The sequence below is a fragment of the Acinetobacter sp. YH12052 genome (assembly GCF_013419835.1).
Lineage (GTDB): Bacteria > Pseudomonadota > Gammaproteobacteria > Pseudomonadales > Moraxellaceae > Acinetobacter > Acinetobacter amyesii.
This window is the reverse complement of record NZ_VOZI01000023.1, coordinates 1-14,078: the sequence shown is the minus strand read 5'-3', so window position 1 is coordinate 14,078 and position 14,078 is coordinate 1. Positions and strand designations below refer to the sequence as shown.

The following is a 14,078-nucleotide window of genomic DNA, read 5'->3' as shown; positions in this document are numbered from 1 at the left end:
TTCAATCAAACAATCTTAATCCACTAATTTTTTTTACAAAATCAATTTAGCGCTTAGTCATCTACCCATAAACCATCTTGCATATGCAAAATCGCATCAGCAGATTGAGCTAAATATTCATCATGGGTCACGATTAACATGGCCATGTTAAATTCTTTACGCAACTCAGATAGCAACTCAAAAATCTTTACTGCGGTTTTGCGGTCTAAGTTCCCTGTTGGCTCATCAGCCATCATCAACTTAGGTTTTGCTACCAATGCACGAGCCAAAGCCACACGTTGACGTTCACCGCCTGAAAGCTCACCAGGTTTGTGCGTCATACGATGCGAAAGTCCAACACGTTCCAACAGGTATTCAGCTTGCTGCTTGACTTCTTTGAAATTACTCGACTTACGTAACATTAATGGCATCGCCACATTTTCAAACGCGGTAAATTCAGGCAACAAGTGATGGAATTGGTACACAAAACCCAAATGCTCATTACGGATATATCCACGCTCTGCTTCACCTAAAGTGTCAAAGCGTTGACCATTAATCAACACTTGACCCGATGTTGGACGATCCAAGCCACCCAATACATGCAACAACGTACTTTTACCAGAGCCACTTGAACCAACAATTGAAACAAACTCACCTGCTTTGACTTGTAATGAAAGTCCGCGAATTACATCGACTGTAGACTTACCATCAGTAAAAGATTTGGTAATGTTTTGGGCATCTAAAACTAAATTACTCATAGCGTAGAGCCTCTGCAGGTTGAACTTTGGCTGCACGTAAAGCCGGATAAATAGTCGCGATAAAGCTAAGACCCAATGATAAGGACACAATCACCACAACATCTTGCCATCTTAAATAAGACGGTAAATAGTTGATGAAGTAAGCATCAAACATATTTAAGCCCAGTGTGGTATTCAACCAACCGACTAAATTACTAATACTCGATGCAGCAATAATCCCTAAAATTGCCCCAGACACCGTACCAATCACCCCGATCACTGTACCTTGCACCATGAAGATCCGTGTGATTGTAGCCGGTGAAGCGCCTAGTGTACGCAAAATGGCAATATCGGATTTTTTATCAGTGACCACCATCACCAATGAAGACACAATATTAAATGCTGCAACCAATACAATCAGGAACAGCAATAAACTTACCATTGCCTTTTCCATTTGAATCGCACTAAATAGGTTGCCGTGTGTATAAGTCCAATCTGAAGCATAGAAGTTTGCTGGTAGATCACGCACAATTTCTTGAGAGACTTGTGGTGCTGCAAAAATATCATCCAACTTCATACGGATGCCTTGTGCACCATCTGGCAGTCTTAATAAAGTTGACGCATCGTTCAGGGCCACATAGCCCATCATCGAATCAACCTCTGCACCAATACTGAAAATACCCACAATTTTAAATCGTTTAAAACGCGGAACGACCCCAGCCGGCGAAGGAGTTGCTTCGGGAAGCACCAAGGTCACACTGTCATTCAAGCCTAAACCTAAGGCATCTGTCATTTGCTTGCCAAGGACAATACCAAACTCACCTTTTTTCAGGTTATCGATACTGCCTTCCACCATATGGTCTTGGATAATTGATACCTTTTTTTCATACTGCGGTTCAATCCCACTGACCATAATGCCAGACACTTGACCTTGTGCCGTCAACATTCCCTGTAATTGGGTGAATGGTGCGACCCCTTGAACATGCTCATGTTGCTCAATTTTTTTTGCAAGTTCAGGCCAATTTGTTAAAATTTGTGTTGAAGAAACAGTGGCTTGAGGTATCATTCCTAAGACACGAGTTTTCAGCTCACGATCGAAACCATTCATCACAGATAAAACTGTAATAAGGACTGCCACACCAAGCGTGAGGCCGATCATGGATACCAGAGCAATAAAAGAAATAAAGTGGTTACTGCGCCGAGCGCGAGTGTATCTCAACCCTATATACAGCGAGATTGGTTTAAACATAACCATCTAGTCCGAGGTAATATATATTATGGAAAACTTACAGCATCAAAGCGTTCAAACTGAACGCCGTGTAATGTCGCGTATCGATGCTGCTTTGCGCATCAACTATCAGATTATCTCTGATGATGTTGCACTGAATGATCCTTACGATCCTAATTTTGTATTGCCGCGCTATTTTCTACTACTTGCTGAATTAGATCAATTTGATCATGCACTCAACTACGAATTAGAACAATTAGCTGAGAAAGATCAACAAATTGCTCGAATCTTATCCTTATTTAACCAAAAGTTAAACCTTATTACGGGTTCTTTATACGACGCAATTGTACAAAGCATGTTACCAGTGCCTGAGCATGTGAATTTTTCAGAGACCGGTCTGAGCTTTTTTAGCGAACGCGCGATTAAAGAAGGTACTTATATCCATGTGACCTTAAGCCACCCTGAAAATTTCTTCCATATTGCGGCAACTGCACAAGTGGTTTATAGCCGTGAAGAAGAAAGCAACTTGTACCGTACGGGTGCCTATTTTATCACGCTGCTCCCTCAAGACCGCGTCAAACTTGCAGAGTGTATCGCACTGACCCAAAACAAAGAGTGATTTTTAATCAATGTTTTAATTTGTGGGCGAGCTCTCTGTTCGCCCGAAAATCTTTATAAAAATAAACAAACAAGCCTGATAATAGAATCACAGCACCAAGTAAAACCATCAAGGTCAATTTTTCATCATTTAACAGTGCCCCGAACAACATCGCGAGCATCGGTGTGAGAACTGTTGTTAAAGATAAAGTTGCCGCCTTAATGTTTTGTACCAGTTTGAAATAACAAAACATCGCAATCAATGAAGCCATAATCACTGCATAAAATAAGCCAATGAGCGCTTTGGTCGAAGGCATCTGTGTAGGTGCATACTGCCAAATAAACGGTAGCATTGCAGCAGAAAATAGGGCTGAGATAAGAATCGAACCCGTGGCCTGAGACATAGGCTGTAATGGTGCATTGACTTTTTTCACCCAAAAAATCGACATGCAGTAGACGAAGACACTCATTAACATTAAGACAATACCAACAGGCTGTACGTGCTGATCACTGCCGCCTAAGCAAATAATGGCTAAACCACAGACGGCAATCAACATCCCCATCCATTGCAAGCGATGTAGATAGGTATGAAAGAAGAAACGACCGATCAGACCCGTCATAATTGGTGCTAAACCAAACATCAGGGCAATAATGCCTGAGCTGAGATAGGCTGTTGCCATATAGGTAAAAATCTGAGAACCAATAAAACTAAACGCCCCTGCCAAATAACTGTGCAGCGAGGTTTTATCCATCGGCAGTTTATGTTTAAAAATAAACAATAATGCGACAGCCAAGGGTAATGCGATAAAAAAGCGTAATGTCAGTGCCCAAAACGCATTGATATCACTGACACTCCAAACAATGGCAAGTGGCGTGGTCGACCAAATGAACACCAACAACGCATAGGTCGTCGCGAGGTTTGTTTTAGATGGCATGGTTTTACTTCTGTGCCGTTTTGCGTTTTTGCTTTTGAATGGTTTGATCTAAGCTACTGGAAAATTCGCGCTTATCACGTTCAGAAATCGGGGCTGGACCACCGGTTTGCACACCTGCGCCCCGTAATGTATCCATAAAGTCGCGCAAGTGTAGACGTGCTTTGACATTTGCTGTGGTATAAATCTCACCGCGTGGATGTATCGCTATACCGCCCAGCTCAATCACTTCAGCAGCAAGTGGAATATCCTGTGTCATTACGATGTCGTGCTCTTTCATGCGCTGAATAATTTCTTTATCCGCTGCATCTGCCCCGCTCATGACTTGAATCGAGTTAATCCGCACCGAAGGTGTTATCCCAACATTTTGATTGGCGACAAAAGTGACTTCTAACTGGTAACGATCAGAAGCCCGAATAATTACATCACGTAAAATGCGTGGTAACGCATCTGCATCCACCCATAATTTAAATGGCAGCACTGATTTTCCATTCACTTTTAAACATGACTCATAGTAACAAATCTACATGACAATTTGGGGATCTGCATCCGCTGAATGGATCTACATTTCTCTAATCATGAGAATCGAAAAGCTGCAAATTGACTCCAACTTGGGCTTATTTTCCAATGCTTTTACATTTAAATCCTACTGAAAACATTTTTTATGCATGATTTCATGATAAATATGACGTCGGTGACTTGAAAATTTCAAATAACCCTCGATTTATTAATTATGAAACCAACCCAATATCAATTGTGCATATGAAAAAACAAAATAGCCCTGAAATTATCACTATTGAAGATCAAACTTTTGGTAGTCATGTTGAACATTGGAATTTGCTTACAGGCAACCCGACAACGGATGTACCAGTTTGGCTGGGTCAGGCATTAGATGCACCCATTATGCCGATGGGCTTATGCGCACAAGAATCTGATATGGATCAAAGTACCTGGCTGATTCAAGGTCCATCACAAGCGTCGATTCAACTGTGCCAAGTGATTGCGGTAGAAAATAATAAACCTAAAGCGGTTAAAACTGCATTTCCAAGTTTTGATAGCCCATATAAAACCAAAGCCACCATTGAACGTATTATTACCTGTAAATCCAATACGCAAGCTGTGCTTTGCCTCGACTTAGGCGCAAATACCAGTGTGTATGCTTTTGATAGTTTATATAGCGTCAATCACGACCAATATGAAAAAGATGCAAGCTACAGTGTGCAACTCAATGCTTGGGCCTATGAACTTGAAGCTGTCGCTGAACATGAACAGCTCGTCGTTGACGATCCTGCATCGATAAAACATCATCGTGCTTTAAACGATATCTTGACAGCAAATAATGGTGTTGCCCCTGCAGACTTACACGAACAGATTAAAGCGTGGCAACCGAAGTCTGAAGATGACAAAGCACCAGTCACCGTCGATTTTTCTAAAATGGTTGCATACCTATATGGTGAAAACCTCGGACAAGAAGATGAAGCTTGGTTCCAAGGGCATATTGTTGGCAAAACTGCCATGCAATTTAAAGAGCAAGACTATACGCTGTATGATGTGACCTTAATCCACGAAGAAAACCAAGAAGCGGTGATTGTTCGTGTTGCAACACGAAATCCGGCGCATAAAGATTTCAATGTTGGGCAATATATTCGTGGCAATCTGTGGATACAAGCCAATATTTACGCGAAATCTGCCTAATTGGAATTCAAATCTAAGAAGAAAAAAACCACCAAAATATGGTGGTTTTTTTTATTACTTAAATTAGTATTTAACGTCAAACACTAAACTTCTTTCATAAATCAATTTTAAATCAATACTTAATTCACAAAAAATATTCCCTCTCCTTTTCAAGGATGAGCATAATTACGCGCAAGAAGGAGAGGATTTATATGAAAAATTTCCCTCATCTTAGAGGAAGAAGGGCTTTCAGTATTAATCTTGCTACGAATTAATGATCATTTTTTTGACTTATGAAAGCTATCTACTAGCGTGGACTAATTTCATCGAGTACACGCATGATTTCAGCTTTGGTTTTAAAGAAGCGACTAAATAAACTCGAAACTGAACCAATCATCGTGATGTGCCCAACACGTGGGATTTGAATCAACTGACTGTGGTTGCCTGAGGCTTTTAATCGACGATCTAAATCTTCACTATTGCTATAGCCAACGATATTGTCTTTGTCCGCAGTGAATAGATAATGCTTCACTTGATTATGCTCAACAAAATAATATGGCATCACTTGTTGATAAGGTACATTTTGATCAAAGGCATCTGCACAAATCGGATCACCTTTATAATCAAAATGATATGGCCCTGCCAATCCCACAATTGCACGAATATTCTCTTTCACTTGTAGCTGATAAGGCGTCGGATGATACAGTGCAGACATGACATTAAATGCCCCTGCCGAATGTCCCATTAACACCACATTTTCCACTTCAATCTGCAACTTATGCTGAGACTGCGTCAAATAGTTTAATGCAAGGCTAAGATCATCAATTGAAGCCGGAAAAATATATTCAGGTGCGAGATGGTAATTAATGACAGCAACATCGAAGCCTTCTTTGGCAAAAGCTTCACCAATGAATCCATAATCCTTTTTGTCACCATGCATCCACGCTCCACCATGTACAAACACGATGAGTGGACGTTGCTGACGAGGTGCTGACGTGCGATACAAATCTAGGCGATGGCGCGCTTTTAGACCATAAGGGATATTGTTTTGAACATGATATCCTTGTTTGGGTGTCAGTCGATTTAATGCATAACTGCCAAAATCATATAACCGAAAATTTCGATATAAAGATTTAGCCAAATCCATTTTTTGCTGAAGCCGCAGAGACCATTGATTCATATTTTACAGCATCATTTCCGACATTTTATTGAGCATTTGGATCGACAGCATCCGGATCTATCGCTACAGGCGTTTGTACTTCAGGTTGCACATTACCTACAGCAGGTGTGGTGTAACTTGAGTTAATTGAACGTGCCTGTGGATTTGGGTTCTGATCAATATTATCGATTAAAGTGATAATTCGCGTTACATTACCCACTTGTTGCAAGATTTGATTTAAGTCTGTGATTTCCGCACTGTTTAAACGGCCCATCACATAAAGAACAGCATCTTCAGTATGAATGTGTACTTTGCTGTCAGATACCACAGGCGCTTTCATAATCAAACCACGGGTATTCGCAGTGACCGCAGTATCTTGCATGATGGTGCTATAGCTGATCTGATTACCCACTGTAATATAGTTATGTACAGTTTTGACATCACTCATTGAACGGACATTTTCTTCTGCCAATTCTTTTAAATGATTATCTGGCACTTGCCCAGTCAATAAGACATTGCCATGAAAACTTTCAATATTGACACGTGACTGTTTAAAACGAGTATCTAATTTATATAAGTTAATTTTTGCTGTTCGAACAATGGAAGAGTCAATAAAAACTTGTCCCAATGAGCGTGCGCCGCTTTCAGTTCCTACAGGTGCTGATCCTGTTCCATTCGAAATAAAACTCGCACAGCCAGATAAACTTGCGACACAAAGCATCATTATTGCAATACGCTTAACCACTCAGCACGACTCCTCAAATTTCCACACGTATTTTTCTATGCGTTTACACAGTTTGTTTTATCAAAGATTAATCAACTCTTGATCAAAAGTAAAAGCATTTTCAATCCATTGCTGATGATACGGGTATTTAGAAAAGTCTTGCTGTAGTGTTTTTGCAAAGTGTTGATAAAAATCAAAACAAATTGCATCAAAGCGACAATAATAATTTTGAAAATGTGACTGTTCATTTAAAAAATGCAACGCAGTCTTCATCATCTTACGTTGTTTGTGAATAGAGATACTTTCAACGGCTTGAGCATAACGGGTATTCGAACGGGCTTTAACTTCGATAAATACCAATTCTTGACCACGTGCAACGATCAAATCAATTTCACCATAACGACTATGATAATTCTGTTGCACTTGTACATAGCCTTGCTGCTCAACCAAACGCAGCGCTTGCCGTTCTGCCCACTGCCCCAGATTCATCTGTCCCAAATTCATCTGCTCTAAGTTTAGCTGCATCGTTTCATCCCTAAAGTGAGATCGCCACGATGCCTTTTTTACTTCGCTCATAGCAGTGAGGAACACGCTGAATATTGTTTTGACTAATTTTGATTAGCCCTGTTCGTCCCTGAAACTCAATGCTTTTTAATTTCGGTTCTTGCAAATATTGTTTTGCGATATGCCATGTGTCCCCACCAAAAGCTAAAAGACGTTGATATGGCATATCTACTGGATTTTCCTCATAAGCTCGGATCAGGTCTGGCCAACGCGCATCATGTAAGGCAGGTGCATCACAAAATTTCAGCCCTACAGGAATGGGCTTAGTGGCTTCAATCGCATTGGCGACGCTATATAGTTTCGTTTTGGGTAGTTTTTTTTGACTGTTTAACCATTCATTATTGCCCAGCAACAGCACCCCTTGATTTTTGTCTAGCTTCGTTGGGAGTTGTTCAACCACTTGAATAGGTACTGAACTTTGGCTGATTAAGGACATGAGCAATAATTCATGTTCTGCCTCTGTTGCAGGCTGACGTAGAACAAGCACTTGCGCTAACTTGTCTTTTTCAAAGACTTTTTGAAGTGCTAAGGCATCATCACGTTTCGATAAACTGTACTGCCAAACATTGGGAATTTGGCTCGTCGTTTCATTTAAAGCCAACACGCGGACTTTAGGCTTTGCCTTTACAAGTGCTTCAACGTCTTGACGTGCTAAAGGGCCAATCACCAATTGAGTTTTTTTATTTACCTGTTGCTTCAATATCACTGCAATTTGCTTTTGATTTGAATCTACAAACTTAATGGGCACTTTGTAGTCTGATGATTGATATGCGCTATTGAAACCTTGCTTAATACTGGATGCGGCTCGCGCCATAGGACCAGATTCAGGTAGAATGACCAAGACGTCTGCCTGTGCAGCAGTAAACATACTGCTTAAAAGGCAAAGACCCAAAATTTTGTTCTTATTATCCAACATGGAGAAACCTATGAGTGCTCAGTTATTTGTTGTTGCAACTCCAATCGGGCACTTAGATGATATTAGTTATCGTGCAATTGAGGTATTGAAGTCGGTTAAAATTATTGCCGCCGAGGATACACGAACTTCAGCACAATTACTTAAACATTTTAGTATCAATACACCTTTAACCGCCTGCCACGACCATAACGAAAGCAACAAAATAGACCAGCTGATTGAACGCCTAGAAAAGGGTGAAAATATGGCGCTGATCAGTGATGCAGGCACACCATTGATCAGTGACCCCGGCTTTAAACTGGTTCGTGCTGCACAAGAAAAAAATATTCGTGTCATTCCTGTACCGGGTGCCTGTGCTGCCATTGCTGCTCTCAGTGCTGTCGGCCTACCCAGTGACCGTTTTAGTTTCGAAGGCTTTTTACCTTCTAAACAGTCACAACGTCTTCTAGCATTGGAAAAACTGAAAGACGAAACTCAAACCATGATTATTTATGAAGCGCCGCACCGTATTGTGGATTGCCTAAAAGATATGTCGAATGTCTTTGGTGCAGATCGTCCTGTGGGCTTTGCACGTGAAATTACCAAAACATTTGAAACTATTAAAAAAATGTCTTTGGGTGAATTGGTTCATTTTGTCGAATCTGATCACAATCAGCAAAAAGGCGAAATCGTTTTGGTGATTGGTGGTGCGACCGAAGAAAAAGACCTAGAGCAAGAAAAGTTAGACAAATTGCTAACACGTTTACTTCAAGATTTGTCCGTTAAAGCTGCCTCTCAGTTGGCTGCAGATTTAACTGGGATTAAAAAGAAAGTGGCCTATCAACGTGCTTTAGAGTTAACCCAAGCGAACGATTAAGCTTAATTTTTTTTATTTTTAATTTGAACCGCTTATGGGACCTACGGGTTCCATAAGCTATTCCTTACAATAATTTAAATAGAATGAAAAAAGTTGTTTATTACATGTCCATAAATCTGTCTGTCAAAAAACCGCTGGTGTTCATTCTCTTTAATCTGGTTTGGCTCACGGCCCTTGCATATATTATTTATACTGGCATTCAACCCTATCCGCACTATATTAGTGGCGAGCAAATGACGGCCGATCATAGCGCGATTGCGATGGTCTGTGGATATTGTTCCCTCTATTTTGTAGTCGGTAATTTACTGAAACTGAGCCAATTTTGGGATAGGCATCGTTATTGGGCTTATGTCGTTTTGAGTGCGGTATTACTTTTTCAATCTTTTGTCGCTGCTGTGGCGGCCATGCATGCACCGCCGTATATTGCTGCATTTATTATTAATTGTATGTTTTTGCTTTTACTGCATTTTGTGTTCTATCCTATTTACGCGATCAGTCGTAAATATATGAAGCCAAAGACGGCTTGAAGCGACTTCACATCTTATTAACGACTTAACTTCTTGAGCAAACATGCTACAGAGTTAAGAACTGAATGACATGCATCCTCGCACAAGCGAATGAAGCAAAAAAAAACACCACATGACGTGGTGTTTTTTCATTTTTAATCTTTTGCCGATTCGTCTGGAGGGACTTCGGTAATACGACCACCACGCGCTAAGAACGCAGCAACTTCATCTTCAAGCGCCTGACGTTGTTTTAGTTTTGCAGTCACTGTTAATGTTTCAGCTTCAGAGGTGTCACCATCAGAGGCAGAATCAGCTGCGTCACCTGCACCTTTTTCAGCTGCTTGTGCTTCATCTTCATCAACTACTGAATCTTCTGGATCATCATAATCGTTCATATCAGTCATTGTGTTCTCCCCGCGAATGACTTCTGTTTGCCAGCGAATGGCTGGTTTTAAATTAACAGAAATTTAGCAATCTCTGAGCATTTCGACTAGTACCCACAATCAAAAAATCGTATCTTTTTTAATCAAAATCGTAACCTTGTTTATACGACTGTCTAAAAAATATCAGACTTTGACCTAAGCTGCGTAGATTGTATCTTTTAAAATACTCAGACCATTGGCTTGAGCCATAAACGCATCTTTTAGAACAGTCTGATTTTCCACTTGTTTTAAACCAAAGTTTCGCGCCCACACCACAGGTGAAAAAGTGGTGGTTTCTAACCAACCAATCGCGGACATACTATGCATCATGGCATCGTTTTGCCCTTTACGACGGTGTTCATATCGCTTCAAACTTTGTTCATGTGCCCACACACCCCGTTTTTTATCGGTCAAAAGCACATCGCAAAGCACTGCTGCATCTAAACAACCAATATTCACGCCTTGTCCTGCAAGCGGATGAATCACATGGGCCGCATCACCAATCAACGCCAGACCATCATGCACATATTGCTGTGCTGCTCGCGCTTTCAATGGAAATTTAGCACGCGGTGTTGCTTCTAAGACCTCGCCGAGCATGTGATGGCTTTCTCGAGTGAGCAACGCAGTAAATTCCACATCGGATAAAGCGACATATTCATCGGCATAATCATCTGGTAAGGTCCACACAATGGATTGCCAATAACCGCTTTCTTCTTTTTTCAGACTCGCCATCGGCAAAAATGCCAAAGGCCCAGTTTCTAAGAAAATTTGACGCGCTACATGCTGATGCGGTTGGGCGGTTTTAATTGCACAGCTCACACCCGCCTGTTTATAGTCCAAGACATCTAGATCGATGAAAGCTTGTTCTCGGACAAATGAGTTTGCACCATCTGCTCCAATCACCAGTTTTGTTTTGAGCTGGGTACCATCTGCGAGGTGAATGATCCATACACCAACGCCACGCTCAACTCGACTTACCTTGACTTGGGTTCGGTAGTCTTCGAGTTGTTCTAGCATTTTTTCTTGAATAGCTAAATTCAAAACACTTGGTTCGACCATTGAACCTAAAGCTTGCTCAACTGATGGCGTTTGCTCTGTAGCATGGCCAAAATTGATTTCGCCATAGCCATTTTTATTCCACACCTGCATGCCTGTATAAGGCTGCTGACGAGCAAGCTTTTCCCAAACACCCACGGTCTTGAGTAAATGAATAGTGGCTTGACTGAGCGCCAAAACTCGAGGATTCGCAACACTTTTGGTTTTTTCTACATCCAAAATAGATGCCGCATCCAATACCGTAGCCTGCACACCGCCTTGCGCCAACAGCAATGCCGTTAAGCCACCGACCAAGCCGCCGCCGACAATCACGGCATCCAGTACATTTGTTTGATTTAAACTCATGCTTTTAGCCCCATTGCATAATTCGCGACCAAAGGCTTAATCCCCGGAATGGTGTCAAAGGCAACTAATCCAGTATTGCGAATCAATTTTAAAAATGGGTTCTGGTTGCTAAAACCACGAACAACTGAATCACAGAATTTAATCACCCGCTGCTGATCGGTCAGGCGCGATTTTTCATAATCCAGCAACATAGCTGCATCACCCAAATCGGCATTTTTTTCAACTTGCTCTGTTAAATAACGGCGCAGTACATAGGCATCGCGCATACATAAGTTAAAGCCCTGACCTGCAACTGGGTGAATGGTATGCGCTGCATTGCCCATCAGCACCACACGGCCGACAGCTTGTTTTTCTGCAAGCACTTGGGATAATGGGAAGCTGAAACGTTTACCTGTTTTTTGGAATTTACCTGCACGGTCGCCATAGGTTTCTTGTAAAGCATCTAAGAAGTGCTGATCATTTTCATCACCCATCCACTCGCCTTCAGTTCCTTTAGGCACTGGCCAAACCACTGAACGGCGGTATTCACCCGGAAGTGGCAACAGCGCTAACGGACCGAGCGGACTAAAGCGCTCGAAACCGACATGTCCATGTGGTTTAGAGGTTTGCACCGTAGTGACAATCGCCACTTGGTCATAGTCATGCACCGATGCACCAATACCTAAGGCTTTACGGCAGAATGAGTCACGACCATCTGCTGCGATCACGATTTTAGATTGCAGCTTGAGCTGTTCTTCAGCACGCTGTGCTTCTATATATGCAAAGTCTGCATCTTGCGTCAGTGAAGTCACTTGTACGCCATCAATTAATTCAATCAGCGGTTCTTTTTTGACTTCTGTGAGCAACACACGGCCGAGCCATGCATTTTCAATAACTTGTCCAAAGCTTTCGACTTTTTCTTGTTCTGCTTTGAGTCGTGCCTTACCAAAACTGCCTTGCTCTGTAATATTCACTTCTAAGATAGGCGTGGCGTGCTCCTGCAAAGCACTCCACAGGCCAAGTTCTTGATAAATCTGCACCGTACGGCGTGACAAGGCGCTGTTTCGCGCATCAAAACTAGAGTGATAAGGCGCAAGGTTTGCATCATCATAATTTGGGTATTTAATGGCTTCTAAAAGTTTTACGCCAATTTTGGCTTTGGCCAACATGAGTGCCAGACTTAAACCGACCATACCACCACCGACAATGATGACTTCTTGCTGCATGCTTACTTCCTTTTTTATCAAGTATTCGAATTTAGGAAATTCACTCGAAATACATATAATCTGTAATGGATTTTATCTTACATCAAGGGCATGATTTTTTATAATGAAATACAAATTTGTTGCGGGTATTTGCACTGAATAAATACAAAATAAATCATCTCTCGCCGTAAATATTCATCTCAAAAAATAGCGAATCACTTAAAATCACAATAAAAATGACTGAGCCGATTAAATTTCCGGCTCAACCACAGATCATTTTAATTTCAAGCATCAGCTTCCTCATTCAAATGATTCACATCGCCCTTCATAAAAAGTGCCTTGTTATTCTGCCTAACTGATGTTACGCAGTAACATCAGTAATTTAAATAAGGTGCTTAGGAAGTTAAGCATTAAAATACTGGATTAATTTCTGTAATCGAATTTCTGCATCTTGATTAAAAGCATTCGCCGCTTGGTGATACCAGCGCTTTGCTATCTTTAAGTCTAGATTTTCACCATTACCCAGCTCATACATTAAACCAATTTTATAGGGGGCAATTGCACAGCCTTGTTTTGCCGATTGCTTGTACAAGTTCATAGCTAGATTATAATCTTGATCAAGAATTTCGCCCTTTTCATATATTTCAGCAAGGGCCGTTCTTGCGTTTATATTTCCCTTTTCCACTGACTGATTCAGTAGATCTAAAGCAATATGAACCTCTGTTTTACATGGTTCTTTGAACAACAGCGCTGCTAACTTCAGCATCGCCGCATCATCCCCTTGATCAACCGCTTTTTGATACCATCCTTGTGCTGTTAAATCATTTTTTTCGACGCCGCATCCCATTTCATACATTTCACCCAATTTAATTTGGGCTGCAATATCCCCTCTTGATGCTAAACTTAAATAATCATCATAAGTACGCTGATTGTTATACTTAAACTTTATTTTCTTTACTGGATTATAATCACTATCAAAGATTTCAAAACCGACATAGATTTTAAAGAGTTCAATCAATAACAGCCGAACCAATTGAGTATGATAAATTAAATGATCCTTTTCGCTAAAATAATAATAGTAGATTTCTTTCATAAGTCATTTTTCACTCAGCTCCAAGTTATAAATTCCAGCAATTAGATTGAATCTTAATGCTAGTCTTTTGCCTCGATTGCGATATCGCTCAGCAAGAATTTTGAAGGTT

The 14,078-nt window shown here is 41.0% G+C and carries 16 protein-coding genes and 1 pseudogene; 4 read left to right on the top strand and 13 right to left on the bottom strand.

Annotated features, from left to right (window positions below; all coding sequences use genetic code 11):
- Nucleotides 1-53: 53 nt before the first annotated feature.
- Nucleotides 54-737, bottom strand: coding sequence for a lipoprotein-releasing ABC transporter ATP-binding protein LolD (gene lolD, locus FTU06_RS14690; RefSeq protein WP_111883937.1), 684 nt, complete (start codon nt 735-737; stop codon nt 54-56).
- Entirely contained in the window at nt 730-1,965 is a 1,236-nt protein-coding gene (locus FTU06_RS14685; protein WP_078190389.1) for a lipoprotein-releasing ABC transporter permease subunit, read from the bottom strand. Before FTU06_RS14685 ends, lolD begins: the two co-directional genes overlap by 8 nt.
- A 28-nt stretch (nt 1,966-1,993) precedes the next feature.
- Between FTU06_RS14685 and FTU06_RS14680 the strand changes: the two genes are divergently transcribed.
- On the top strand, nt 1,994-2,563 hold the full coding sequence (locus tag FTU06_RS14680) for a PilZ domain-containing protein (protein WP_078192054.1): 570 nt from the start codon (nt 1,994-1,996) through the stop codon (nt 2,561-2,563).
- A 7-nt stretch (nt 2,564-2,570) separates the two neighbouring features.
- On the opposite strand, the gene FTU06_RS14675 is transcribed toward FTU06_RS14680, so the two are convergent.
- Nucleotides 2,571-3,476, bottom strand: coding sequence for a DMT family transporter (locus tag FTU06_RS14675; protein WP_180147332.1), 906 nt, complete (start codon nt 3,474-3,476; stop codon nt 2,571-2,573).
- Nucleotides 3,477-3,480: 4 nt separating this feature from the next.
- Nucleotides 3,481-3,969: a YaiI/YqxD family protein gene (locus FTU06_RS14670; RefSeq protein WP_373684709.1), complete on the bottom strand. Its 489-nt coding sequence runs from the start codon at nt 3,967-3,969 to the stop codon at nt 3,481-3,483.
- Nucleotides 3,970-4,235: 266 nt separating this feature from the next.
- On the opposite strand from FTU06_RS14670, the gene FTU06_RS14665 reads away from it, so the two are divergent.
- Entirely contained in the window at nt 4,236-5,168 is a 933-nt protein-coding gene (locus tag FTU06_RS14665) for a hypothetical protein (RefSeq protein WP_168378073.1), read from the top strand.
- Nucleotides 5,169-5,454: 286 nt separating this feature from the next.
- Here FTU06_RS14665 and FTU06_RS14660 read toward each other — a convergent pair whose 3' ends face one another.
- The 4 genes from FTU06_RS14660 to FTU06_RS14645 are packed head-to-tail and all read right to left on the bottom strand — an operon-like array spanning nt 5,455 to nt 8,510.
- Nucleotides 5,455-6,327 carry an alpha/beta hydrolase gene (locus tag FTU06_RS14660; protein ID WP_180008944.1) on the bottom strand — a complete coding sequence of 291 codons (873 nt, stop codon included), beginning with the start codon at nt 6,325-6,327 and terminating at the stop codon, nt 5,455-5,457.
- A 25-nt stretch (nt 6,328-6,352) separates the two neighbouring features.
- Entirely contained in the window at nt 6,353-7,051 is a 699-nt protein-coding gene (locus FTU06_RS14655) for a BON domain-containing protein (RefSeq protein ID WP_180147329.1), read from the bottom strand.
- Between the two features lie 60 nt (nt 7,052-7,111).
- Nucleotides 7,112-7,519, bottom strand: coding sequence for a YraN family protein (locus FTU06_RS14650; RefSeq protein WP_180024208.1), 408 nt, complete (start codon nt 7,517-7,519; stop codon nt 7,112-7,114).
- A gap of 46 nt (nt 7,520-7,565) precedes the next feature.
- Nucleotides 7,566-8,510 (bottom strand): penicillin-binding protein activator, encoded by a 945-nt coding sequence (locus FTU06_RS14645; RefSeq protein WP_180147326.1) that lies wholly within the window; start codon nt 8,508-8,510, stop codon nt 7,566-7,568.
- A 10-nt stretch (nt 8,511-8,520) separates the two neighbouring features.
- Here FTU06_RS14645 and rsmI point away from each other — a divergent pair, with 10 nt between their 5' ends.
- Both rsmI and FTU06_RS14635 read left to right on the top strand, forming a co-directional pair.
- Complete coding sequence (gene rsmI, locus FTU06_RS14640; protein WP_078189168.1) at nt 8,521-9,363, top strand: 16S rRNA (cytidine(1402)-2'-O)-methyltransferase; 843 nt, start codon at nt 8,521-8,523, stop codon at nt 9,361-9,363.
- Nucleotides 9,364-9,467: 104 nt separating this feature from the next.
- Complete coding sequence (locus FTU06_RS14635; RefSeq protein ID WP_180147323.1) at nt 9,468-9,890, top strand: hypothetical protein; 423 nt, start codon at nt 9,468-9,470, stop codon at nt 9,888-9,890.
- Nucleotides 9,891-10,024: 134 nt separating this feature from the next.
- Here FTU06_RS14635 and FTU06_RS14630 read toward each other — a convergent pair whose 3' ends face one another.
- From FTU06_RS14630 to FTU06_RS14610, 5 genes and pseudogenes are all read right to left on the bottom strand, one after another.
- A complete protein-coding gene (locus FTU06_RS14630) occupies nt 10,025-10,273 on the bottom strand; it encodes a hypothetical protein (protein WP_078189169.1) in 249 nt (82 codons plus the stop codon).
- Nucleotides 10,274-10,447: 174 nt separating this feature from the next.
- A complete protein-coding gene (locus FTU06_RS14625; RefSeq protein WP_180147320.1) occupies nt 10,448-11,692 on the bottom strand; it encodes an FAD-dependent monooxygenase in 1,245 nt (414 codons plus the stop codon).
- A complete protein-coding gene (locus FTU06_RS14620) occupies nt 11,689-12,897 on the bottom strand; it encodes an FAD-dependent oxidoreductase (RefSeq protein WP_180106265.1) in 1,209 nt (402 codons plus the stop codon). Before FTU06_RS14620 ends, FTU06_RS14625 begins: the two co-directional genes overlap by 4 nt.
- Nucleotides 12,898-13,279: 382 nt before the next feature.
- Nucleotides 13,280-13,969, bottom strand: a complete 690-nt coding sequence (locus FTU06_RS14615; RefSeq protein WP_180147317.1) for a tetratricopeptide repeat protein — start codon at nt 13,967-13,969, stop codon at nt 13,280-13,282.
- A gap of 3 nt (nt 13,970-13,972) precedes the next feature.
- A pseudogene (locus FTU06_RS14610) lies at nt 13,973-14,078 on the bottom strand (IS5/IS1182 family transposase); the annotation flags it as partial.

What these genes read in the sequence shown, in the direction of transcription:
- lolD (WP_111883937.1), bottom strand. Translation starts at nt 737, where the DNA reads ATGAGTAATTTAGTTTTAGATGCCCAAAACATTACCAAATCTTTTACT.
- FTU06_RS14685 (WP_078190389.1), bottom strand. Translation starts at nt 1,965, where the DNA reads ATGTTTAAACCAATCTCGCTGTATATAGGGTTGAGATACACTCGCGCT.
- FTU06_RS14680 (WP_078192054.1), top strand. Translation starts at nt 1,994, where the DNA reads ATGGAAAACTTACAGCATCAAAGCGTTCAAACTGAACGCCGTGTAATG.
- FTU06_RS14675 (WP_180147332.1), bottom strand. Translation starts at nt 3,476, where the DNA reads ATGCCATCTAAAACAAACCTCGCGACGACCTATGCGTTGTTGGTGTTC.
- FTU06_RS14665 (WP_168378073.1), top strand. Translation starts at nt 4,236, where the DNA reads ATGAAAAAACAAAATAGCCCTGAAATTATCACTATTGAAGATCAAACT.
- FTU06_RS14660 (WP_180008944.1), bottom strand. Translation starts at nt 6,327, where the DNA reads ATGAATCAATGGTCTCTGCGGCTTCAGCAAAAAATGGATTTGGCTAAA.
- FTU06_RS14650 (WP_180024208.1), bottom strand. Translation starts at nt 7,519, where the DNA reads ATGAATCTGGGGCAGTGGGCAGAACGGCAAGCGCTGCGTTTGGTTGAG.
- FTU06_RS14645 (WP_180147326.1), bottom strand. Translation starts at nt 8,510, where the DNA reads ATGTTGGATAATAAGAACAAAATTTTGGGTCTTTGCCTTTTAAGCAGT.
- rsmI (WP_078189168.1), top strand. Translation starts at nt 8,521, where the DNA reads ATGAGTGCTCAGTTATTTGTTGTTGCAACTCCAATCGGGCACTTAGAT.
- FTU06_RS14635 (WP_180147323.1), top strand. Translation starts at nt 9,468, where the DNA reads ATGTCCATAAATCTGTCTGTCAAAAAACCGCTGGTGTTCATTCTCTTT.
- FTU06_RS14630 (WP_078189169.1), bottom strand. Translation starts at nt 10,273, where the DNA reads ATGACTGATATGAACGATTATGATGATCCAGAAGATTCAGTAGTTGAT.
- FTU06_RS14625 (WP_180147320.1), bottom strand. Translation starts at nt 11,692, where the DNA reads ATGAGTTTAAATCAAACAAATGTACTGGATGCCGTGATTGTCGGCGGC.
- FTU06_RS14620 (WP_180106265.1), bottom strand. Translation starts at nt 12,897, where the DNA reads ATGCAGCAAGAAGTCATCATTGTCGGTGGTGGTATGGTCGGTTTAAGT.
- FTU06_RS14615 (WP_180147317.1), bottom strand. Translation starts at nt 13,969, where the DNA reads ATGAAAGAAATCTACTATTATTATTTTAGCGAAAAGGATCATTTAATT.